The 23,169-nt window shown below is 39.8% G+C and carries 27 protein-coding genes; all 27 read left to right on the forward strand.

All coding sequences use genetic code 11. The features are described 5' to 3' along the window. Positions 1-7: 7 nt before the first annotated feature. The 27 genes from BLP54_RS02025 to BLP54_RS02155 all read left to right on the forward strand — a co-directional run bounded on the left by BLP54_RS02025 (position 8) and on the right by BLP54_RS02155 (position 23,162). Positions 8-532, forward strand: coding sequence for a flagellar basal body-associated FliL family protein (locus BLP54_RS02025; RefSeq protein WP_072914400.1), 525 nt, complete (start codon positions 8-10; stop codon positions 530-532). 41 nt (positions 533-573) lie between these two features. Then, positions 574-1,551 carry a flagellar motor switch protein FliM gene (gene fliM / locus BLP54_RS02030; RefSeq protein ID WP_090166250.1) on the forward strand — a complete coding sequence of 326 codons (978 nt, stop codon included), beginning with the start codon at positions 574-576 and terminating at the stop codon, positions 1,549-1,551. Positions 1,552-1,554: 3 nt separating this feature from the next. Continuing rightward, the gene (gene fliY, locus BLP54_RS02035; RefSeq protein ID WP_090166252.1) at positions 1,555-2,739 is read left to right on the forward strand and encodes a flagellar motor switch phosphatase FliY; all 1,185 of its coding nucleotides are present in this window, start codon (positions 1,555-1,557) and stop codon (positions 2,737-2,739) included. Positions 2,740-2,763: 24 nt separating this feature from the next. Beyond that, on the forward strand, positions 2,764-3,126 hold the full coding sequence (locus tag BLP54_RS02040) for a response regulator (RefSeq protein ID WP_015549898.1): 363 nt from the start codon (positions 2,764-2,766) through the stop codon (positions 3,124-3,126). 2 nt (positions 3,127-3,128) lie between these two features. Further along, positions 3,129-3,491 (forward strand): flagellar biosynthetic protein FliO, encoded by a 363-nt coding sequence (locus tag BLP54_RS02045; protein WP_090166254.1) that lies wholly within the window; start codon positions 3,129-3,131, stop codon positions 3,489-3,491. A 22-nt stretch (positions 3,492-3,513) separates the two neighbouring features. Beyond that, positions 3,514-4,374, forward strand: coding sequence for a flagellar type III secretion system pore protein FliP (gene fliP / locus BLP54_RS02050; RefSeq protein ID WP_090166256.1), 861 nt, complete (start codon positions 3,514-3,516; stop codon positions 4,372-4,374). Between the two features lie 41 nt (positions 4,375-4,415). After that, positions 4,416-4,685 carry a flagellar biosynthesis protein FliQ gene (gene fliQ, locus BLP54_RS02055; protein WP_090166258.1) on the forward strand — a complete coding sequence of 90 codons (270 nt, stop codon included), beginning with the start codon at positions 4,416-4,418 and terminating at the stop codon, positions 4,683-4,685. Positions 4,686-4,691: 6 nt separating this feature from the next. Continuing rightward, entirely contained in the window at positions 4,692-5,471 is a 780-nt protein-coding gene (locus tag BLP54_RS02060) for a flagellar biosynthetic protein FliR (protein WP_090166260.1), read from the forward strand. Next, positions 5,471-6,601 carry a flagellar biosynthesis protein FlhB gene (gene flhB / locus BLP54_RS02065; RefSeq protein ID WP_090166262.1) on the forward strand — a complete coding sequence of 377 codons (1,131 nt, stop codon included), beginning with the start codon at positions 5,471-5,473 and terminating at the stop codon, positions 6,599-6,601. Before BLP54_RS02060 ends, flhB begins: the two co-directional genes overlap by 1 nt. Before the next feature lie 26 nt (positions 6,602-6,627). After that, the gene (gene flhA, locus BLP54_RS02070) at positions 6,628-8,676 is read left to right on the forward strand and encodes a flagellar biosynthesis protein FlhA (RefSeq protein ID WP_090166264.1); all 2,049 of its coding nucleotides are present in this window, start codon (positions 6,628-6,630) and stop codon (positions 8,674-8,676) included. Between the two features lie 5 nt (positions 8,677-8,681). Further along, positions 8,682-10,025, forward strand: coding sequence for a flagellar biosynthesis protein FlhF (flhF, locus tag BLP54_RS02075; protein WP_090166266.1), 1,344 nt, complete (start codon positions 8,682-8,684; stop codon positions 10,023-10,025). Next, positions 10,026-10,901 (forward strand): MinD/ParA family protein, encoded by an 876-nt coding sequence (locus BLP54_RS02080; RefSeq protein WP_090166268.1) that lies wholly within the window; start codon positions 10,026-10,028, stop codon positions 10,899-10,901. Between the two features lie 2 nt (positions 10,902-10,903). Beyond that, positions 10,904-11,647 (forward strand): flagellar brake protein, encoded by a 744-nt coding sequence (locus tag BLP54_RS02085; RefSeq protein ID WP_090166270.1) that lies wholly within the window; start codon positions 10,904-10,906, stop codon positions 11,645-11,647. Between the two features lie 3 nt (positions 11,648-11,650). Next, positions 11,651-12,901 (forward strand): chemotaxis-specific protein-glutamate methyltransferase CheB, encoded by a 1,251-nt coding sequence (cheB, locus tag BLP54_RS02090; RefSeq protein ID WP_090166272.1) that lies wholly within the window; start codon positions 11,651-11,653, stop codon positions 12,899-12,901. Positions 12,902-12,921: 20 nt separating this feature from the next. Then, the gene (locus BLP54_RS02095; protein ID WP_090166274.1) at positions 12,922-15,051 is read left to right on the forward strand and encodes a chemotaxis protein CheA; all 2,130 of its coding nucleotides are present in this window, start codon (positions 12,922-12,924) and stop codon (positions 15,049-15,051) included. Between the two features lie 14 nt (positions 15,052-15,065). Beyond that, entirely contained in the window at positions 15,066-15,533 is a 468-nt protein-coding gene (locus BLP54_RS02100) for a chemotaxis protein CheW (protein WP_090166276.1), read from the forward strand. A gap of 11 nt (positions 15,534-15,544) precedes the next feature. After that, positions 15,545-16,159, forward strand: a complete 615-nt coding sequence (locus tag BLP54_RS02105; RefSeq protein WP_090166278.1) for a chemotaxis protein CheC — start codon at positions 15,545-15,547, stop codon at positions 16,157-16,159. Between the two features lie 13 nt (positions 16,160-16,172). Beyond that, on the forward strand, positions 16,173-16,658 hold the full coding sequence (locus tag BLP54_RS02110) for a chemotaxis protein CheD (RefSeq protein WP_090166280.1): 486 nt from the start codon (positions 16,173-16,175) through the stop codon (positions 16,656-16,658). Positions 16,659-16,678: 20 nt separating this feature from the next. Beyond that, entirely contained in the window at positions 16,679-16,987 is a 309-nt protein-coding gene (locus BLP54_RS02115) for a hypothetical protein (RefSeq protein ID WP_090166282.1), read from the forward strand. Between the two features lie 32 nt (positions 16,988-17,019). Next, on the forward strand, positions 17,020-17,787 hold the full coding sequence (locus BLP54_RS02120) for a FliA/WhiG family RNA polymerase sigma factor (protein ID WP_090166284.1): 768 nt from the start codon (positions 17,020-17,022) through the stop codon (positions 17,785-17,787). A gap of 63 nt (positions 17,788-17,850) precedes the next feature. Continuing rightward, positions 17,851-18,177, forward strand: a complete 327-nt coding sequence (locus BLP54_RS02125) for a hypothetical protein (RefSeq protein WP_090166286.1) — start codon at positions 17,851-17,853, stop codon at positions 18,175-18,177. A 77-nt stretch (positions 18,178-18,254) separates the two neighbouring features. Beyond that, a complete protein-coding gene (locus BLP54_RS02130; RefSeq protein ID WP_143001978.1) occupies positions 18,255-18,932 on the forward strand; it encodes a DUF6115 domain-containing protein in 678 nt (225 codons plus the stop codon). Beyond that, on the forward strand, positions 18,932-19,507 hold the full coding sequence (locus BLP54_RS02135) for an endolytic transglycosylase MltG (RefSeq protein ID WP_090166290.1): 576 nt from the start codon (positions 18,932-18,934) through the stop codon (positions 19,505-19,507). The genes BLP54_RS02130 and BLP54_RS02135 overlap by 1 nt, the downstream gene beginning before the upstream one ends. A gap of 145 nt (positions 19,508-19,652) precedes the next feature. Beyond that, a complete protein-coding gene (rpsB, locus tag BLP54_RS02140) occupies positions 19,653-20,381 on the forward strand; it encodes a 30S ribosomal protein S2 (protein WP_072914316.1) in 729 nt (242 codons plus the stop codon). 4 nt (positions 20,382-20,385) lie between these two features. Beyond that, entirely contained in the window at positions 20,386-21,315 is a 930-nt protein-coding gene (gene tsf / locus BLP54_RS02145; RefSeq protein ID WP_090166292.1) for a translation elongation factor Ts, read from the forward strand. 124 nt (positions 21,316-21,439) lie between these two features. Further along, the gene (locus BLP54_RS02150) at positions 21,440-22,354 is read left to right on the forward strand and encodes a polysaccharide deacetylase family protein (protein ID WP_242870606.1); all 915 of its coding nucleotides are present in this window, start codon (positions 21,440-21,442) and stop codon (positions 22,352-22,354) included. Between the two features lie 25 nt (positions 22,355-22,379). After that, positions 22,380-23,162, forward strand: coding sequence for a polymer-forming cytoskeletal protein (locus BLP54_RS02155; protein ID WP_090166296.1), 783 nt, complete (start codon positions 22,380-22,382; stop codon positions 23,160-23,162). Positions 23,163-23,169: the final 7 nt, after the last annotated feature.

Raw genomic sequence — 23,169 nt, forward strand, 5'->3', positions numbered from 1 at the left:
ACCGAGCATGAAAAAGAATTTGATTACGGTAGTTATTCTTGCTCTTGTTGTGGTAAATCTTGTTCTTACTGCGGTTCTTACAATTACAATTATTCCAGAGACCCAAAAGGCAAATGAGCTTATTACAAAGGTTTGCTCAGCTATAGACTTAGATTTGGTGGCTGGTGATACAGCAGGATCCTTAGCTATCAACGTCGAGAACATGGTTGATTATCCTGTTAATTCGGGTTCTACCCAGACTATTAACCTTAAGGATGATGGCGACGGTGAAGCTCATTATGCTGTGCTTGCTGTTTCTCTTTCAATGGATAATCAAAATGAGGATTATGCTAAGTTTGCTGCAGATGGTACATTGACACCATATGACAATATCCTGAATGATACGATTAAGACTGTAGTTGCTGGACATACAATAGATGAAATGAGAAATAATGAAGAGGGTGTAAAAGAGGAAATCCTCGAAGCCATCCAGTCATTGTTTAAGTCATCCTTCATAGTAAGAGTAAACTTCTCAAGTGCTACTTACCAATAGCACTGATGAAAAATTTTCGGGATGAATGGTGGTGAGAAAGCTTGGGTGACGTTCTTTCACAAAACGAAATAGATAATCTGCTTCACGCGTTGACAAGTGGTGAGCTTGATGCTGAAGAGATTAAAAACAACAAAGAAAAGCCTGTAAAGAACTATGATTTTGCCAGACCATCAAAGTTCTCAAAAGAGCATCTTCGTACAATGGAGATTATCTTCGAACATTATGGTCGATTGCTTTCTACTAATCTGCCAATCTTCTTACGAAAGAATATACAGATTGAGGTTATGAACTCCGAAGCAGTTACCTACATGGAGTTTTCAAATTCTCTATCAAACCCGGTTCTTTTAGGTGTAGTTGATTTTTCTCCTTTGGAGGGAAATATTATCGTAGAAATGGCATCCAATCTTGGATTTGCCATGGTAGACAGAATGTTAGGAGGAGTTGGAGAGCCTCTTGATAAAGTAAGAGATTTCTCTGAGATAGAGCTTTTGCTCATTGAAAGAATTATGACCTCCTGCATAGAGCTCTTAAGAGAGCCTTGGGAGAACGTATTAGATGTTCACCCAAGACTTGAGCGAATTGAGACAAACTCACAGTTTGCTCAGATTATATCGCCGTCAGAAATGATAGCGATTGTCACCTTGAATATTAAGATAGGTGATGTGGAAGGTCTTATGAATATTTGTCTTCCATTTATTACTTTAGAGCCAGTTATGGACAAATTGAACACAAAGTTCTGGTATAGTAGTCAAAAGGAGAAAACGGGAACCAGTTTTTCAGACTCTGTTGAAGCTCTTATTAGTAAGGCAAAGATACCTGTAAAAGCCGTACTTGGCAACAGTGTTATTACAGTAGCTGATTTCTCTCAACTCCAGGTAGGCGATATAGTAAAGCTAGATACAAAGGTTGACGAAGAACTGGATGTTTTTGTGGGCGACATTAGGAAATTCGCTGCCCTTCCAGGTGCTTCAGGAAAAGAATACGCAGTAAGAGTAACACAAATCATAAGAGAGGAGTAGCGAATGGGCGACGGTGTATTATCACAGGATGAGATTAATGCACTACTTAGTGGTGGCATTCCCGATGCTGCGCCAGCAGATGATGGTGGCGGAGGATCCGGCGGAGGAGCTGGAGAACTCTCAAGTGAGGAGATTGATACTATTGGCGAGGTTGCCAATATCAGCATGGGTAGTGCAGCAACATCATTGTTTGCACTTGTAAATATTAAAGTAGAGATTTCTACTCCTGTTGTTACAGAAACAAACTGGGATGAGTTAGCTTCCCAATATACGGACAAATGTGTAGTTGTTCGTATTGGATATACAAAAGGTATTGACGGTAGTAACGTTCTTGTTTTAAAAGAAAACGATGTTAAGGTTATTACCGATTTGATGATGGGTGGTGACGGAACCAACACCGATGGTGAAATTACCGAGCTTCATCTGTCAGCGATATCAGAAGCAATGAACCAGATGATGGGTGCGTCAGCAACCTCCCTTTCATCTATGCTTGGTATGATGGTTGATATTTCCCCACCAACAGCAACCCTTACAGATTTGACTGCTATTAGTGGTGGTGAGATAGATTCTTTCCTTGAGAGCAATTTCGTTAGAATTGCTTTCAAGATGGAAATTGGAGATTTAGTTGATTCAGAAATGATGCAGCTGTATCCAATTTCTCTAGCAAAAGAAATGTGTAATGCGGTGCAGAACACAATGGAGAATGATTCCAAGTCTACAGTGGACAGTGGAGTTGCTCCAGAACCAGCACCAGCGGCAGCACCTCCTCCTGAGGCTGCTCCACAAGCAGCGGCGCCTCCTCCACAGGCGGCAGCGCCACCTCCTCAGATGGATCCAAATATGATGGCTGGCCAGCAAATGCCACCATACATGTATATGCCGCAGCCAACAATCAATGTTCAGCCTGCGCAGTTCACACCATTTGGACCAGGTTTTTCTGCACAGTTTGCTCAGGAAAACATCGATTTGATTTTAGATGTACCACTTGATGTTACTGTTGAATTAGGTCGAACCAATAAGACAATCCAAGATATTTTGGATTTTGCTCCTGGTACTATCATCGAGCTAAATAAAATAGCCGGTGAACCAATAGATGTACTTGTTAATGGCAAGTACGTGGCCAAAGGTGAAGTAGTAGTAATTGAAGAATCCTTTGGAGTACGTATTACAGAAATCATCAAAGAATAAATACATATTTAAGGAGATGAAGACATGGCAAAAAACATTTTAATCTGTGACGATGCTGCTTTCATGAGAATGATGATCAAGGACATTCTCACAAAGAATGGCTACAATGTAGTCGGCGAAGCTGAGAACGGCAAGATTGCTGTTGATAAGTATGCCGAGCTTACACCAGACCTTGTTCTTCTGGATATTACTATGCCAGAGATGGACGGTATCGGTGCGTTAAAGGCCATCAAGGAGAAGGATCCAAACGCTTGCGTTATCATGTGTTCTGCTATGGGTCAGCAGGCCATGGTTATCGAGGCTATCCAGTCTGGTGCAAAAGACTTTATCGTTAAACCATTCCAGGCAGAGAGAGTTCTCGAAGCTGTTAAGAAGGTAATTGGATAATTATGCTTTTTCTTTCTTCTGCTGGTGAGAGTTTCTTTCAGTTAATATTTATATTAATTGTATTTGTTGGTGTTCTTGCCGTTACTTTCTATGTAACCAAATGGATTGCCGGCTATCAGAAGACTCAGGGCTTCAACAAAAACCTTGAAATTGTTGAAGTTTTAAAAATCTCCAGCAATAAATATGTTCAAATTATAAGAGCCGGTCAGGATCGATATTTCTTGATTGCCGTTGGCAAAGATGAGGTTGTTCCTCTTGGAGAAATATCATCCGACCAGCTTAAAGAAATCGAAGAGGGAGAAATGAAGGCTATAACGCCCGTCGATTTCAAAAGCGTATTGGACAAATTCTCAAAGAAGAAATAACATCGTTGGGGCAGTTTATGTTATGGATAAAATCAAAAAGGTGTATTTAGTCTTCAGTATTATTTTTGCAACTGTAGTTGTTTGCTATACCCTTATTTCTACTGGGATTACAGTTCATGCAACAGAATATGACGGAACCCAGTATGGGGCTGCAAATGGGACTTACGGTGCAACTGAAAACGCACCAAATGCGTCGGATGAAGTTGTTGGCGAAAGGAATGGTTTTACATTAACGTTCAATGGCGAGGATGGAAATTTTTCTTCCACCCTTAGGATGTTATTGGTTTTAACAATCCTTACTCTATCGCCATCAATTCTCATAATGTTAACTTCCTTTACCAGATGCGTCATTGTTCTACACTTTGTGCGTGCTGCTATTGGAACTAACACAGCGCCTCCAAATCAGGTATTGATTGGTTTGGCGTTGTTTTTAACATTATTCATTATGTCTCCAGTATTGACTCAAATCAAAACCGAGGCGATTGACCCATTTGATGCAGGGGAGATTACTCAGCAGGAAGCAATTGATGCAGCTATAACTCCTGTTAGAGAATTTATGTATCCTCAAATTCAAACTAAGGATTTAAATCTGTTCTGTGATATAGCTGGTATCACATACGAAGATAACAAGTATGAGGATGTTCCTTTTACAGTTATCGTGCCGGCGTTTATATTATCAGAGCTTAGAACAGCCTTTATTATAGGCTTTATGATTTACATTCCATTTATTGTTATTGATATGGTAGTAGCATCAGTACTTATGTCAATGGGTATGATGATGCTTCCACCTACTACGATTTCACTACCGTTTAAGATATTGTTATTCGTATTGGTAGATGGTTGGGATCTTGTTATTGGTGGATTGGTGAAGACTTTCTATTAACACTTTACCTATTCACCCGGGGGCTTTAGGAGAGGGTAGTTATGACTGAAGGACAGGTATTAGATATCATTAGAGATGCGGTTTATATGCTTCTGATTACATCTCTACCACTTTTGCTGGTATCCCTTACTATAGGTTTGATTATCAGTATTTTTCAAACAGTCACATCTATTCAGGAGCAGACTCTTACCTTTATTCCAAAGATTGTAGGGGTTTTTGCGGCTCTTCTATTTTTCGGTCCATGGATGCTAACAGTGTTAACGGAATATATCACTGAATTGTGGGCAAATTTTAGTATTTATCTGGGCTAGAAATGAATGTTTAGTATACATTTTACATTAGAAAACTTTGAATATTTCTTGTTGATACTTACACGCATATCCATGTTCGTAGTAGTAGCACCCTTTTTTAGCATCAGCAATACACCTGCAAGGGTGAAGGTCGGCTTTGCGGCACTTGTTTCCCTTCTTTTGTATTTTGTGGTTGATTTTAGTGCGCTTAACTATTCTACAGTAGTTGGATATGCTTTTTTAGTTACGAAGGAAGCCTTGACTGGTTTGATAATTGGGTTTTCAACATATTGCTGCAACTTCATTATTCTTTTGGCTGGAAATATGATTGATATGAATATAGGTCTTTCAATGGCCCAGGAATACGACCCAACACTTCGTACTGAATCCAGTGTTACTGGTTCTTTGTACAACAATTTCCTTATGATTCTTCTGATTCTATCAGGGATGCATAGATATATCTTTAAAACCTTTTGTGATGCTTTTACATTGATTCCAATTGGGGGAACTATTTTTAAGTGGGATTCACTATTTGTATCTACTTTGAAGTTTATGGGAGATGTTTTTGTTATTGCCTTTAGAATCATCCTTCCAGTTTTTGCGGTAATAATGATATTGAATACCATTCTTGGAATTATGGTAAAAGTGGCACCACAGATTCATATGTTCTCTGTTGGTGCTCAACTAAAAATTATTGTAGGATTTACGGTTTTATTTTTGACGATTTTCCTTTTACCTGATGTTGCGGCCTTTATTTTCAAGGAAATGAAAACAATGCTTACTTTATACATTCAGGGGTTGCATTAATGACAGAGACGAAAGAACTTCTTTTTCCCTATGATTTGCAGTTCTTTGCAGATGGAGAGGGTGGAGAGAAAACTGAACAGCCTACCAGTAAGAAGCTTTCCGATGCTAGAAACGAAGGCAAGGTTGCCAAAAGTAAGGAGATGGTAAATGGAATAGCGCTTCTTGGATTTTTCTTTGCTCTAAGTGTTTTCCTGGGTTTTGCAGGCGTTCGCTTTGAAGAGATTTTTGCGTGGATTTATTCCATTATTCCTGATGTTGTTTCTTATAACGGAAGCGGTCTTACGGTACATACCATAACCGGTATTTTTAGAATTCTTCTTGTGAAAATGCTTATAATCCTGCTTCCATTCTTTATTATTGGTTTCATAACAGGATTTGTAACCAATCTGATACAGGTAGGATGGAAGCTTACTTTGAAGCCACTACAGCCTAAGCTTAGCAAATTCAATCCAGTCAGTGGTTTTAAACGTATTTTTTCAAAGGATTCTATTATGAATCTTTTGATGGCACTGGCAAAGATATTCTTGGTTTGTTATATAGCATATATTTCTATTCGCGATCAGGCTGGTAATTTATTCATTCTTTATGATATAGGGCTTAATGCATCCCTCAGTTTGATATTTAAGTTAATTTGTGAAATAGGAATAAAAATCAGTATCGTATATATAATCCTGGGCCTTATTGATTACGCTTATCAAAAGTGGAAATTTACTAATGATATGAAGATGACCAAGCAAGAGGTAAAGGATGAATACAAGAATACTGAAGGAGATCCTAAGATTAAAGGAAAACAACGTCAGAAGATGATGGAGACATCTCAGCGCAGAATGATGAAAAATGTTCCGCAGGCTGATGTTGTTATTACAAACCCTACCCATATTGCAGTAGCAATTTTATATGACAATACCAAGGATGAAGCTCCTAGGGTTATAGCAAAGGGTGAGGATTATCTTGCGAAGAAGATTAAGGACACTGCCGCAGAAAACGGTGTTCCAATTGTTGAAAACAAGCCGTTAGCACGAGCTTTATATGCAACGGTTGATATTGATCAGACTATCCCACCGGAGCTTTATCAGGCTGTAGCCGAGATTTTGGCTGTGGTATATACAGAAAGAAATAAAGCTGTTTAAAATCTAAAGAAAGGGGGAGATGAGTAATGGACATAGCTGCATCTGTAAAGAAAACTGATGTTGGAATAGCCTTGTATTTGCTTGCCGCAGTTGCCTTCTTTATTATTCCAATTCCAAATTTTTTACTGGATATAATGATTGCTTTCAATATATCCATTGCTCTTATTGTCCTTATGAACGTTCTGTTTGTGCAGGAAGTTCTGGACATGTCCTTCTTCCCAACCTTATTACTTTTTACCACTATTTTTAGAATTTCTCTAAACGTTTCTTCGACAAAGCTTATTCTTTCAAGTGGTGACCCAGGAAACGTAGTAAGAACCTTTGGTACATTCGTTGGTGGTAATAATCTTATTATTGGTGGAATTATTTTCCTTATTCTGATTATCATTCAGTTTATGGTAATCAATAAAGGTTCTGAGCGTGTAGCTGAGGTTTCAGCACGATTCACACTGGATGCTATGCCTGGTAAACAGATGGCCATTGACGCGGATTTGAATACCGGAGCTATTGATGATCAGGAAGCAAAACGAAGAAGAGATAAGATTCAGGAAGAATCAGCATTCTTCGGAGCTATGGACGGTGCTACCAAGTACGTTAAAGGAGATGCCACTGCAGGTCTTATTATTACAGTTGTTAATATGGCTGGTGGTACTGCTCTTGGAATGATTAATCAGGGCTTGCCATTTGCTGAGGCAATTCAGCAGTTTGGTATCCTTACAATAGGTGATGGCCTGGTTTCTCAGATTCCTTCACTGCTTATTTCGTTATCAACAGGTATCCTTGTAACAAAGGGCTCAAAGGCAGCAGATTTCTCAGGTACTTTGGTTAAGCAGCTCTTTGGTTTACCAAAGGTTTTGTATATTGTTGCAGCTTCAATGGCAGTTTTGGCATTCACACCTCTTAATACTGTTTTATTCCTAGGCTTTGCTGCAGCTTTTGGTGTTTCTGGATATTCAATGTCAAAGACTCTTGGCGAGGAAGAGATAGAACAGGAGGTAGCTGCAGAGGAAACAGAAGCAGAGGAAATTCGAAAGCCGGAAAATGTTGTTTCGCTGTTGCAGGTTGATCCGATTGAGCTGGAGTTTGGTTATGGAATCATCCCTCTTGCAGACGTTAATCAGGGAGGAGATTTGCTGGATCGAGTCGTTATGATTCGCCGTCAGATAGCCTTGGAACTTGGTACTGTTGTTCCGATCATTCGACTTCGAGATAACATTCAGCTGAACCCTAATCAATATATTATAAAGATAAAGGGAATTCAGGTTACAGAAGGCGAGATACTATTTGACCATTACATGGCCATGAATCCAGGCTATGTTGAGGAAGAAATCACTGGTATTCCTACCTTTGAACCATCCTTCCATCTCCCGGCTATCTGGATTACAGAGAGTCAGCGTGAGAGGGCAGAATCCTTAGGTTACACAGTTGTAGATCCTCCTTCAATAATTGCTACACACCTTACTGAGATTATTAGAAGCCATATTGCCGAGCTTCTTACAAGACAGGATGTTCAGAATCTTGTGGACAATCTCAAGGAATCAAATCCTGTTATTGTTGATGAGCTTATACCTAAGCTCCTTGGATTGGGAGATGTACAGAAGGTATTACAGAATCTGTTATCAGAGGGTATTTCTATTAGAGATTTGCTTTCTATTTTTGAAGTACTGGCTGATCATGCTACAACAACTCATGACACTGATGTTTTGACAGAGTATGTTCGTCAGGGCTTGAAGAGAGCTATTTCAGGCAGATATTTTGCACCTAATGAAGTTACGCAGGTTATCACGGTTGATCCGAAGGTGGAACAGGATATTATGGCATCTATTAAACAGACTGAACAGGGTGCATATCTGACATTAGACCCAGAGAGAATAAAAGCAATTATAGCTTCTCTTGAGGATGAGATTAAAAAGATTGAGGACATGGGAAGAACACCTATTGTCGTTACATCTCCTATCGTAAGAATGTACTTCAAGAGCATGACTCAGGACTATATAAAAGATTTAATTGTTGTTTCCTATAATGAGATTGATTCTAATGTAGAACTTTCATCGGTGGGAATGGTTACAGGGTGAATTAAATGGTTATTAACAAGTACACTGGAAAAACTGAAGAAGAGGCAATGTCAAAAGTTCGAGAGGAGCTTGGCGATGCTGCAGTTATCATGAATGTTAAGGTTATCAAGCCAAAGGGACTTGGAAGCTTCTTTAAGAGTAGCACTTATGAAGTGACAGCTGCAGTAGAGGATGATGGCTTTTCAAAAGAAGCTTTGGATTTTGCAACTGTAGCTTCAGAAAAAGTGGAGAATAATGGCGAAGAAAAGATTGGTACTTTTGATGCTGTTGCAGACGATGCTCTTATTTTAAAGGATGCATTTTCCGCAGTAAATGAAGTGTTAGAGAAACAGGAGGGAGATACTATGACTTCTAATCAAGTTGAATTTGAACCTCTTTCTGGCTCGGCACCAAGAGCAAAACTAATCGAACCTACATATTCGAAGCCGGCCTTTGTTAAGGCTCCAGTAAAATCTGAGCCTGAGGAAGAAACTACTGTAGGAAGATCTCCAGTGGAGATGCCAATAGAAGCTGTTCACAGTGAAAAGCTTTCTATCGATAATGATAACCATGTATTTGTAAAGATGCTTTATAACGTCCTTTTGGACAACGAGGTTCAGGAGAAATACATTAATCAGGTTTTGGATGACATGGATAAGGTATTACAGACCAGTCATTCTCTTGATAATCTTTTGTCCTCTGTTTATCAAAAAATGGTATTAAAGCTTGGAACACCAACTAGAATAGTTGCAGGAGAAAAGAAACCTAAGGTTATTTTCTTTATTGGTCCAACAGGTGTAGGCAAAACTACTACAATCGCCAAAATTGCTTCCAAGTTTAAGGTTGAGGAGGGCAAGAAGGTTGGCCTAATTACAGCAGATACCTTTAGAATGGCTGCTGCAAACCAGCTTCAGACCTACGCTAATATTCTTGGCGTTCCTCTAAATGTTATTTATTCTGCCGATGAGCTGTTAGATACAGTAAAAAGACAGAACAGAGAGAATCAGGATTTAGACGTTATTTTGGTAGATACCATAGGGTTCTCTCACAAAAATCAGGACCAGAAGAACGATACCAAGAAGCTTATTAGTGCCTTGGGAGAATTCTATGATAGCGAGGTTTATCTTGTTTTATCAGCAACAACAAAACACAAGGATTTAGTAGAGATTGCAGACACCTATATGGAATTCACCAAATTCAACTTAATCTTTACCAAGCTTGATGAGACGAAGTGTCTTGGTAATATTTTTAATTTAAAACAATATACTGGTGCACAGCTTTCCTACATAACTACGGGGCAGAATGTGCCAGACGATATCGAGATTGTTAATGCCCAGAAGCTGGTTAAACAGTTATTGGGAGGAAACTAAATGGATCAGGCGGAAAATTTACGAAATGTAATAAAGGCACAGAGCGTTAGAAATATCGAGAACACCAAGGTTATTACAATAACCTCTGGCAAGGGAGGCGTTGGTAAATCCAATATGGCCGTTAATCTTGCTGTGCAGCTTTCGCAGATGGGGAAAAAGGTGATTATCCTTGATGCGGATTTTGGCCTTGCCAATGTGGAGGTAATGTTTGGGACTCTGCCAAAATACAATTTATCTGATGTAATTTTTAATGGCAGAAGTATTAGAGATATTATTTCTACAGGGCCAATGGGGATTGGTTTTATATCAGGTGGCTCTGGTGTAGTGGGATTAAATAATCTAAATCGTGAACAAATTACGTTTTTAGTGCATAATCTATCACTTTTAAACGACTTATGTGATATTCTTATAATAGATACTGGTGCGGGCGTTTCGGACCAGGTGCTAGAGTTTGTTCTTGCCTCTCCAGAGGTTATATTAGTTTCAACTCCAGAACCAAGCTCGCTTACCGATTCCTACTCCTTAATGAAAGCTATGTGTAAGAGCACAAAGTATGTTAAGGATGGAACCAACGTACATTTAGTTGCTAATAAGGTAAACAGTGAGGCTGAAGGAAAAGCTGTTTACATGAAGATGCAATCTGTGGTGAAGAAATTTTTGGGTGGAGATTTAGATTATTTAGGATACATTCCTTATGACGGCAATTTAGAAAAAGCTGTGAGAAACCAAAAGGTAGTGTCTCTGGATTATCCTACCAGTAAGGCATCCAAAAGCTTTGAAGGTATCGCATCGAAGCTTCTTCAGAAAGATGAAAACACTCATTATAAGTGGGGTGTTTCACATATTTTCAGTGCACTTTTAAGAGATAGGGCTTGAGTATGGAAATATTCGATCTGAGACCTGGCACACCGATTGAATTTACAATTGCCAGCACAAATTCTGATGTTGAAAACAACATAGATGAGGATAGAAGTGCTTATATCTCCAGCGTCTTTGGTGTTACCAAGAACAAGGATATAGTATTTCATATTCCTACGAGAAAGGGACATACAGTCACTATACCGATGAATGTTCCTTTTCATGCTGTCTTCAATACTAAAGCTGGAATGTTTCAGCTTACTGGCGAGATTACAAAAAGAGGTCGATTAGAGAATTTTCCGGTATATGTTTTTGAGCCTTCTACCGAGCTTAAAAAGGTTCAAAGAAGAGATTATTATCGATTTGATTGCTTAATAGCAGTTAAGATATTACCTATTCCTGAGGATGTTGCATATTTACCTAATATGGTTTTGGTAGAACGTGATTTGGAAAAATATGGTAATACCTACGGTGAACCAGTTGATGGAAATATCGTGGATATAAGTGGTGGTGGCGCTAAAATTCGTGCTAAGAAAGATATTCAGACCGACAAATTTATGTATGTTTCTTTCAAACTGAAATCTAATACCGTATCTGAACGCATAAATGTAGTTGCGAAAATGATTAAAAATGAATTCAAACAGGATATAGGACTATATGAACATAGAATAGAATTCCTGTTTAAAGAGGCAGAAGATAGGGAGACAATTATTAAGTACATTTTTGACGAGGAGCGACGCTTAAGAAAGAAGGATCAAGGGTAAAGAATGTATAAGATTTTGGTTGTTGATGATTCTGCACTTATGCGAAGGGTTATCTGTGATATTATCAACGCAGATAGTGATTTTCGTGTAGTCGACGTTAGTGCAGACGGCGAAGATGCTTACAATAAAATAAAGAACAATCCATATGATCTTGTGGTACTTGATATGGTTCTTCCTAAGCTACAGGGCGTCGATTTACTTGCCAAGCTTTACAATGAGAAGATACCGTTTAATGCTGTTCTTGTTAGTTCTATTTTGAAGGAGGATACAGAAAGTACCATAAGGGCTTTGGAGTATGGTGCTTTAGACTTTGTAGTAAAGCCTATCAGATCAGGCAGCGATACCAGGGATGTATTTGGTCGACAGTTGGTTACGGCGTTGCATAATGCAACTAAGCAATCAAGCTTTAGACAGATATCTGCCAGAAGAAGTACAAGCGATGCTACAAAGGCTATTGAGGAATCTAGGCGCTCTACCTTGGAGCGTATGGAGAATGTGAAAAAGAGCCTTCAGGCTACCAAAAGTGGAAGCAGTATTGCGCAAACTTCTTCTACGCCAGCGAGACCTGCGGCTCCAACACCGGTTGAGAGAAAGCCAGCTACTGCACCTCCACCGGCTCCAGCAGCTTCTCCAGGTGGTGATAAGAAACCTACTGTAAAACCTGTAGGTACAGGGGTCAGAACAAAAAAGATTATTGCTCTGGCGTGTTCTACTGGAGGTCCTCAAGCATTACATACATTCGTTCCAATGCTACCAGCAACTTTATCTGTTCCGCTTGTTTTGGTTCAGCATATGCCAGAGGGATTTACAGCATCTCTTGCAGCCCGTCTGGATCAGATATCAGCGGTAAATGTTAAGGAAGCCGAAAATGGAGAGTACTTTAAGCCTGGATGGGTTTATATTACGCCGGGTGGTAAGCACATGGAAATCTGCGAAGACGGAAGTCATGCGGCTTATTGTCATTTGGATGACAGCCCACCTGTAAACAGCTTAAAACCTTGTGCAGATGTTATGTACAGGTCTCTCAGTAAATCTAGTTTTGATGAGATAATATGTGTTGTTCTTACAGGAATGGGAGCAGATGGATCTGAAGGAATTAAATACTTGAATCAATACAAAAAGACTTACGTAATTTCGCAAGAAGCTTCCACATGTGTTGTATATGGAATGCCGAAAGCGGTGGAGCAAGGGGGGTTGTCCAATGAAGTTGCTCCACTTAAATCAGTTGCTAATTCAATTGTAAAAAGGTTGTAGAAAACTGGAGGTCATGAGTTATGGATGTAAGTCAGTATCTGGATATCTTTATTGATGAGACAAGTGGTCATATTCAGAGCCTTTCCGATAACATTATGGAATTGGAAAAGGAGCCTGATAATAAGGATGTTGTAAATGAAATATTCCGAGCAGCTCACTCCTTAAAAGGTATGGCTGGTACTATGGGATTCAAGAGAATGCAGCGTCTTACCCATGATATGGAAAACGTTTTCCAGGAAGTTCGAAATGATAACGTTAAGGTTAATTCTGCACTTATTGATATTCTCTTTAAGTGTCTTGATGCTATCGAAACTTACCTTGAAACAGTTAAAGCCACATCAAACGAAGGTGAAGAAGAGAATGAAGCTTTAATTAAGCTTTTAAATGATTACCTTGCAGGTGGCGGTTCAGGTGAAGGCGGTGGCGATGCTGCAGCACCTGCTGAAGCTCCAGCAGAGGGTGGCGCAGAAGGTGGCGAAGAGGCTGCACCTGCTGCAGACGCAGCTGATGGCCCGCTTTATAAGAAGATTCCTGTTGATCCTGAGCTTTGTGAGAAGCTTAAAGGCGAGAAGCAGCTCTATGGATTTACAGTTCATATCAGCAAGGAGTGCTTGCTTAAGGCAGCAAGAGCTTTCCTTGTATTTAAGGCTGTTGAAGACTTTGGTCAGATTATGGCCTTCGACCCAAGCTCTGGAGATATTGAGGATGAAAATTTTGAGTTTGATTTCTCATTTATTCTTTCTTCAGAGGCCGAGCTCGATCCTATCATTGAGTCTATTAAGACTGTATCAGAAATAGATTCAGTTGAAGCTGAAAAGGTTACACCAGAGATGTATGAAAAGAAGGAAGGGGCTCCTGAACCTGAGGCTGCAGCACCAGCTCCAGAGGCTGCACCAGCACCTGCGGCAGCAACACCAGCACCTGTACCTTCAGCAGCTCCAGCTCCAGCAGCAAAGGCAGCAGGCGGAAAGACTAACCAGCCAGCGAACAAGCCTGTTACTTCCCGTACAATTCGTGTAGATATTGAAAAGCTGGATGCACTTATGAATCAGGTATCCGAGCTTATCATTGCAAAGAACTCACTTGCTTCTCAGAGTAATGGCTCTGGTGAGATTGACAGCCAGACATTACATGAGAATATTGAATACCTTGAGAGAATTACAACAAACCTTCACGAATCAGTTATGAAGGTTCGAATGGTTCCTATCGAATCCGTTGTAGCTAAGTTCCCTCGAATGATTCGAGATTTGGATAGAAAGCTCAACAAACCAATGGAACTTATTATGACTGGTGAGGACACAGAGCTTGACCGTACTGTAGTAGATCAGCTTGGTGATCCACTTCAGCATTTGCTTAGAAATTCTGCTGACCACGGTATCGAGTCTCCTGAAGACAGACGTGCTGCTGGAAAACCAGAAAAGGGAACAATTTTCCTTAACGCTTTCCAGGAAGGCAACAATGTCATCATTGAGGTTGGAGACGATGGTGGCGGTATTAATACTGACAAGGTTAGAGATAAAGCTGTTGAAAGAGGTCTTGTAACGCCTGAAGAAGCTGAGAATCTTACTCAGAAGGAAATTATAGACTTCCTGTTTATGCCATCCTTCTCAATGGCTAAACAGATTACAGATATCTCTGGTCGAGGCGTAGGTCTTGACGTTGTTAAGAGTAATATTGAGGCCCTTGGTGGTGATGTTACAGTTAAATCTGTGATGGGTGAAGGTTCTACCTTTACAGTAAGACTTCCACTTACACTTGCTATCATTCAGGCGCTCATGGTTGAAATTAGAGATGAGAAGTATGCGATTGCGCTTGCTTCTATTATGAACATTGAAAATATTCCTAAGTCAGAAATCAAGTATGTAGAGTCCAAGGAGGTTATTCACCTTAGAGGACAGGTTATTCCACTTATTCATTTGGATAACCTTCTTGATTGCGAACCAAAGGAAGATACAGAAGATACAATGACAGTTGTTATCTGTAAGAAGGGTGATACTCTTGGTGGTATTATCGTTGATAATCTTATTGGACAGCTGGAAATCGTTATCAAATCTCTTGGTAAGCTGGATAACAACAAGCTCATTAGTGGTGCTACTATCCTTGGTGATGGTGAAATCGCTATGATTCTTGATGTTAATGCTGTCATTTAATAGGAGGTGAGACCATGTCAGATATAACTATGTATGATGTAGTTGAAAAAGAAAAGAAGCAATACATTGTTGTTAAAATTGGTGGCGAGCACTATGGTATCGACATTTCCTATATTGATAACATCGTTAGACTTAGTAAGATTACCAGAGTGCCAAAAGCACCTTCTTACTACCGTGGAGTAATTAATCTTCGTGGTGAGGTTGTTCCTGTAATGAGTCTTAGACGCCGAATGGATTTGGATGATGACGAGTTTACTGATGCATCTCGTATTATCATTCTTAAGCTTGATGGTGGCGGACTTATGGGCGTTATTGTTGATGAGGTAAAGGAGGTTCTCTCATTATCAGAGGATGATATTGAGGCACCATCTTCAACATTGAAGAGTAAAAATTCCTTTATTAATGGCGTAGGAAAAAATGGGGACGAGCTCATTTCTATCTTCGAAATTAGTTCTATTATAGGAGAGAATGAGGCTTCTTAACGGGAGGTTATATGCTCACACTTAATGAAGTAAATGAAAAATATTTTGATGTCCTCAAGGAAATAGGTAATATTGGCGCTGGTAATGCAACAACGGCCATCGCCAATATGCTTGGCCTTAGGATTGATATGAGTGTTCCAGAGGTCGCATTTCTTCCTGTAGAAGAATTAGGTGGCGCAATTGGAGCTGAAGACGAAATTATTGTTGGTATCATGCTTGGTGTTGAAGCAGATATAGATGGTTCCATGATGTTTTTAATGGATATGCAGTCAGCCCATCATGTAGTAAATATGCTTATGATGCGCGACCCTGATTACTCAGAACCATTCAATGAAATGGATTTATCTGCAATTAAAGAAGTTGGAAATATTATTGCAGGTTCGTATTTGTCAGCTTTATCAGGATTGACAAACCTTACAATTTTACCATCAGTACCATTTGTTGCAGTTGATATGGCAGCAGCTATTCTTTCAGTTCCTGCTGTTCAGTTTGGTATTTTTGGTGATAATGCTCTTATGATTAATACAGAATTCTCTGATGATTTAGGAATCAAGGGACATTTTATATTAATGCCAGAAGAAGATTCTTATGCGAAGATATTAACCGCGCTTGGTGTATCAATATAAGGAGAGTGAATGTATGGGGCAGATGATTAAAGTCGGCATGGCTGATCTTAAAATATGTAAAGCTCCTGATGCACTGACGACCATTGGTTTGGGCTCATGTATTGGTATTGCAATCTATGACCCATCTACAAAAATCAGTGGTTTGGCGCACATTATGCTACCTGACAGTACTGCAATCAGAAACAATACAAATATTGCTAAGTTTGCAGATACTGGTATTCAAAAGCTTTATGATGACATGATTAAAGCTGGAGCAAACAAAGCTCGAATGGTAGCTAAAATCGCCGGTGGTGCTAAGATGTTCGAAATGCCAGGTGCGTCCACATCAATTAACGTTGGTGATCGTAACGCTGAGGCGAGCCGTCAAAAGCTTAAAGAACTTGGAGTTAAGCTTGTTGCGGAGGATTGCGGCCTAAATTATGGTCGTACTGTAGAACTGTACAGTGAGACAGGAGAATACTATATTAAGGCAGTTGGCAAAGAGCTAAAAATTATTTAGAATAATATTTGGAGGCACAGATGAACACAAAGCCTATACCTATTATAATTACGTTGGCTGCAGCGTTTATTTCGTGTGTTATTTCTATTATTCAAAGGGTTGAACTTTCGGTCTTTGTATCAAGACTGTTAATTGTTGTTATCATTTTTCTGTTTATGGGCACGGTAATCAAAATGATTCTTGATTATGCCTTCAGAGAATTGGAACCGGCTGAGTCTCTTGATGAGGAGCCTCAGGATATTAGCAGTGTGCTGGCCGAAGATGAAATCGAAGAAGAAGATCAAATGAATTCCGAGGATGTTGCGTCTGGACCAGAGGAGGGGTTATAGAACTGATTCAGACTTGATTTAAGGGGGCATTAATGAAGGCGAGTGACAAGGAAAAGCTTTGGGACAAATACAAAGTTAGTCCTACTCCCGAGATTAGGGAGCAATTAATACTTGAATATGCGCCGCTTGTTAAGATAGTTGCTGGCAGACTCTGCATGTATTTGGGAAATACAGTTGAGTATGAAGATTTGTGTAGCTACGGTATTTTTGGACTTATTGATGCTATAGATAAATTCGATTTGGCCAAGGATGTTAAGTTTGAAACCTATGCAAGTCTTAGAATCCGCGGTTCTATTTTGGACCAGATTCGCAAGATGGACTGGATTCCTCGTACAATACGTCAAAGACAGAGGATGATTGATGATGCAATCAAGGCGGTTGAAGCTCGCACGGGTCATAGTGCCACCGATGAAGATATAGCTGCTGAGCTTAAAATTTCTTCGGACGAATTTTCTAAGTGGCAGTCTCAGCTAAATGTCACTAATGTAGTATCACTGAACGAATTTGTGGAAGCTGGAAATGAGCCTGTTATGGAGGCGGAACATAACTCTCACTTTATCCAGCCTGAAGATAATATTTCAAAAAAAGAGCTTACTGAAAAACTTCAGGAAGCCTTAGATATGCTTACCGAAAAGGAAAAGCAGGTTATACTTTTATATTATTACGAAGATTTGACTTTAAAAGAAATTAGCGCAGCTCTTGAGGTTTCGGAATCGAGAGTTTCACAGTTACATACCAAGGCTCTTCAAAAAATGCGAAAGGTTCTTGGTGAATACATGGGTATTTTAACTAATCAGTAGTTTTTGTAGTTCTGTTAATTGAATGATTGATTTATGGTGTATGATCTTTAGGGAGGGTATGTTATGTCGATAAGTCCAATCAATTTTAATGGAATGATCCAAAATACAAATGAGCTAAGTCATACCAAGGCTCAGGAGGATCAAAAGCCCATGCTTGAACAGCAGAATCTCACCCACACGGTAGAGAAACAGCAAGAACAGCAGGCAAAGCAGGTTAATGACCTGTACAAGTCAAACAGGGAAGAGGACAGTTACGAAAGAGAAGGAAATGGTAAGGGCTACGAAGGAAACAAAGACAAAAAAGGCATAAAAAAAGGTAAAAAAGACAAAAAAATGCCTGATGGAAGTGTTTCTGAGAAGCATACAACATCCTTTGATATGAGGATTTAAGAGGGGAGACTATAATGACTATACTTGAAATTGTGCTCCTAATTATCGGGCTGGGCCTGTGTATTGGGAGCTTTTTTGTGTCTGAAAGATTATCTGAGAAGGATCGAGAGAATCTTACGAAGCTCACAAAAGAACAAATCGAAGAAATTATAAAAGATAAGATGGCTGATGCCAGAGTTGAGACAGAAGACAAGCTTTCTGCCACGATAGACTCTGCCATGGAAGAGCTGGATAGACGTACTGATAAAGAGACTAATGAGAAAATCCTTGAAATCTCACAGTATTCAGATACAGTTCTGGAATCTGTAGATAAATCTCATAAAGAAGTGACTTTCATGTACTCAATGCTTAATGAAAAGCATCAGACCATGGTCGAAATGACAAAGAAACTATCTGAGCTTCAGGATACCCTTGTTGCTCTGGATTCTTCCGTTGCCAGAAAGCTTGATATGCTTAAGGATAAGGAACTTGAGATTGAGGAAGAGATGAAGAAGCTTGCCGAGGAGCGAGAAGCGCTTCTTGCTGCAAAGGAGGAGGAAAAAGAGCGTAAGGAAGAGGAGTCAAAGACTATTTCCTTCACCGAGGCGCTTGCTCAAAAGTTTTCAGAGGAGAATCAGCCAATTAAGGCTAATGATAATATGCAAATCCTTGCAATGGCGGATGAAGGATTGTCTGACGTAGAAATAGCAAAAAAACTTGGACGTGGTCTTGGTGAAGTTAAGTTTGTTATTGGTTTATATCAGGAGGGGAGATAATGAGGTTTAAGTACTATCTTAGAGGAATTGGTATTGGCGTTACGTTAGCAACATTACTTTTAACTATAAGCTTTTATTTTGGAAGAGACTTTCTATATAATAAGTCTCTGACAGATGAAGAGATTATAGAGAAGGCTTCAGCTCTTGGCATGGTAATGCCAGAGGGGACAGAGGAAGAAGCTATTGTAGCTGAAAAGGAAGATTCTTCTGAGGTTGTGGAGGAAGCCCCTGTTGTTACTGAAGAAGTTACTTCAGTCGGGGAAGAAGAGATTTCTGCCGAGTCTTCCGTAGAGCAGACAGTTGAAGATAGCACTGCTGCTTCAGAGGATGAGGTTATTACCTATGTTCCATTTACTGTTCGTGCAGGAGAGTCTTCAGAAGTGATTTGCTCTCACTTAAAGAAAGCAGGACTTATTGATGATTCTGAGGAATTCAACAAATATCTTAATAAATGCAAGGTGGATAATTTGATTCAAAATGGAACCTTTTATGTAAAGCAGGGAAGCACCTATGATGATTTGGTGGCAGTTCTTGTAAATAAAGATGTTAGAACAACAACGCCCCCAAAGAATTGATAGTTGCAATAATTGCAAAATTATGGTAAATTCTAAGGGCTGTTGAAAATACACGCATAAGGACTGACATTGGTTCCCAACCTATCGTAGGCCGGGTGTTTGTCAGGTGGAATTATGCGGAAGAAACAAACCAGGAGGTATTAAAATGAGTGTTATTTCAATGAAGCAGTTACTTGAGGCAGGTGTTCACTTCGGACACCAGACACGTAGATGGAACCCTAAGATGGCTCCTTATATCTACACAGAGCGTAATGGTATCCACATTATCGACCTTCAGAAGTCTGTAGGTATGGTAGACGATGCTTATGATGTTATCTTTGACATCGCTCAGCAGGGTGGTAACATCCTTTTCGTTGGTACAAAGAAGCAGGCTCAGGACGCTATCGCATCTGAGGCAGAGCGTTGCGGTATGTACTATGTAAACGAGAGATGGCTCGGTGGTATGCTCACAAACTTTAAGACAGTTCAGACAAGAATCGCTCGTCTTAAGGAAATCGAGAAGATGGAAGCAGATGGTACATTCGATCTTCTTCCAAAGAAGGAAGTGACTCAGCTCAAGAAGGAGCAGGAGAAGCTTACAAAGGTTCTTGGTGGTATTAAGGAAATGAACAGAATTCCTGATGCTATCTTCATTATCGATCCTAAGAAGGAGCACATCTGTGTTCAGGAAGCACACGCACTTGGTATTCCACTTGTAGGTGTTTGTGACACTAACTGTGATCCAGATGAGCTTGATTATGTAATCCCTGGTAACGATGATGCTATCCGTGCAGTAAAGCTTATCGTTGCAAAGATGGCAGACGCTGTTATCGAAGCAAAGCAGGGTGAAATGAATGAGGTTGCTGAGGAAGCAACAGCAGAAGAGGAGGCATAATAATATGGCAGCTATTACAGCAGCAATGGTAAAGGACCTTCGCGAGCAGTCTGGCGCAGGTATGATGGATTGTAAGAAGGCACTCGCTGAGTGCGATGGTGATATGGATGCGGCTTTCGAGCTTCTTCGTAAGAACGGTGCAGCTAAGGCTGAGAAGAAGGCATCTCGTATCGCTGCAGAGGGTATCTGCAAGGTAGTAGTAGAAGGCAATACAGCAGTTGTTCTTGAGGTTAACTCAGAGACTGACTTCGTTGCTAAGAACGAGAAGTTCCAGACATACGTAGAGAAGGTTGCTACTCAGATTCTTAAGTCTGATGTTAATACAATTGATGAGCTTCTTGCACAGCCATGGGCTGAGGATTCATCTAAGACAGTTAACGATGTTCACGTAGAGATGGTTGCTACAATCGGTGAGAAGCTTTCTCTTAGAAGATTTGAGAAGGTTACATCTGATGGATTCGTAGTATCTTATACACACGGTGGTGGACGTATCGGCGTTATCGTAGATATGGCTGGCGCTGAGTCAGATGCAGCTAAGGAGGCAGCTACAAATCTTGCTATGCAGATTGCAGCTCTTAATCCTAAGTATGTTAGCCGTGATGAGGTTTCTGCTGAGTACATCGCTCACGAGAAGGAAATCCTTCTTGCTCAGATCATGAACGATCCTAAGGAGTCACAGAAGCCTGAGAAGGTTATCAACGGAATGATCGAAGGTCGTGTATCTAAGGAGCTTAAGGAAATCTGTCTTCTTGATCAGGTTTACGTTAAGGCTGAGGATGGAAAGCAGACAGTTGCTAAGTACTTAGAGGAAGTTTCTAAGGCTACAGGTTCTGCACTTTCAATCAAGAGATTCGTTCGTTTTGAGACTGGTGAAGGCCTTGAGAAGAAGAACGAAGACTTCGCTGCTGAGGTTGCAGCTCAGATGAACGCTTAATTAGTTCATAAATATGCTTTTTAAAAGGGTCTACATTTAGTAGACCCTTTCTTTTTTATCCTTTATCTTGTAAATTGGTTGTGATAAAATAAAAGAGAAATTTTAAGGGGAGGGAGTTATAACCTTGGATATTGCAAATGATGGGCTCGAGAAGCAGCGCGCAAAGCGTAAGCGTGTAGCTCGAATGAAAAAGATGATAGTTTATACAATTATCAGCTTTATGCTTCTCACTTTAATTGTAATGACTATCCTTATTTTTGAAGTTATTTCTCTTCAAAGACAAATTGATTCCATTTCAGCTAAAATTGCTGTCTCTAATACTGTTGATGATGCTGACGAGATGGTAGATGATAGCTTCTTGGACAATGTTTATCTTGTAGATAACATGGATAATATTGCAGAAGAAGGTGACATACCTATGGTGTATCTTACCTTTGATGATGGTCCTAGTGAAAACACTGAGACTATATTAGATATTCTTGATGATTATAATGTTAAGGCTACTTTCTTCGTTGTAGGACAGGATATTGATACTTACGGTGATGCCTACAGACGTATAGTAGAGGATGGGCATACTATTGGTATGCATTCTTATAGCCATAACTATTCTAAAATCTATCAGTCTGAAGATTCTTTTATTGCAGATTATGACAAGATTCACGATTTAATATTAGACACTACTGGTGTTGATACAAAATTATACAGATTTCCAGGTGGAAGCAGTAATAAAGTTAGCAATACAAGTATGTCTGTTTTTATTAATTATTTGAACTCTATCGGGGTCAAATATTATGATTGGAACATTGCCTCTGGAGATGCTACTTCACAGGCTTTTACAGCAGATGAACTTGTTGATAATGTTATGAGTGATGTGGTAAAATACAAGACGTCTGTAGTATTGTTACATGACGGTACAAACAAAAAGGCAACGGTTGAAGCGTTACCTAGACTTATCGAGTCTCTTAATGATGCGGGAGCTATGATTTTACCAATTACAGATGAAACAGAAATAATACAACACGTTAGTGTTGTTCAATAAAGAATATGTTATGGAGGATTTATAAATGGGTTTCTTTAAAGATTTCAAAGAAGACTTTAATGATGCAGTTAATGAGCTAGTACCAGGTGGCGACGACACTGCAGCTACTGAGGAGGTCATGGTTAACACTCTCGATGGCGATATTGATGTCGAGTCTGAGCTTAATAAGCTTGATGGCCTTCTTGAGCAGGTTTCTAAAAAGGTTGATGAGCCTGCTACAAAGGCAACAGAGACTGTTCCTGCAAAAGAGCAGTCAGCAGAGAAGAAGTCATTCTTCTCAGACACAAAAAATGATTCAAAGGTGGAGGCATCAAAGACAATGGGAGTTATGGAAAATGGTTCTGACGCAAAGAACGTTGCTTCAGACGAAAATGCAGTTATTACTGGTGGTATGAAGATTACAGGTAACGTTGAATCAATTGGTTCTATCGAGGTTCAGGGTGAAATCGTTGGTGATGTTACATGTAATGGTAAGCTTGTTATCGCAGGTAAGGTTACAGGTAATTCTTCTTCTGCTGAGTTCTTTGCAGATGCTGCAAAGATTGAAGGAGAGGTTGTTACTACTGGAACAGCTAAGATTGGTGTTGGTTCAGTAATTATTGGAAATATCACAGCTACATCAGCAGTTATCGCTGGTGCTGTTAAGGGTGATATTGATGTTAACGGACCTGTTGTTGTTGACACATCAGCAGTTGTTATGGGTAACATCAAGTCTCGTTCAGTTCAGATTAATAATGGTGCTGTTATCGAAGGCTTCTGTTCACAGAGCTACGCAGATGTTGATGTAAACAGCGTATTTAATATCTAATTTGACG

It is taken from the genome of Pseudobutyrivibrio sp. 49 (genome assembly GCF_900100545.1).
In the GTDB taxonomy this organism is placed as follows: Bacteria; Bacillota; Clostridia; order Lachnospirales; family Lachnospiraceae; genus Pseudobutyrivibrio.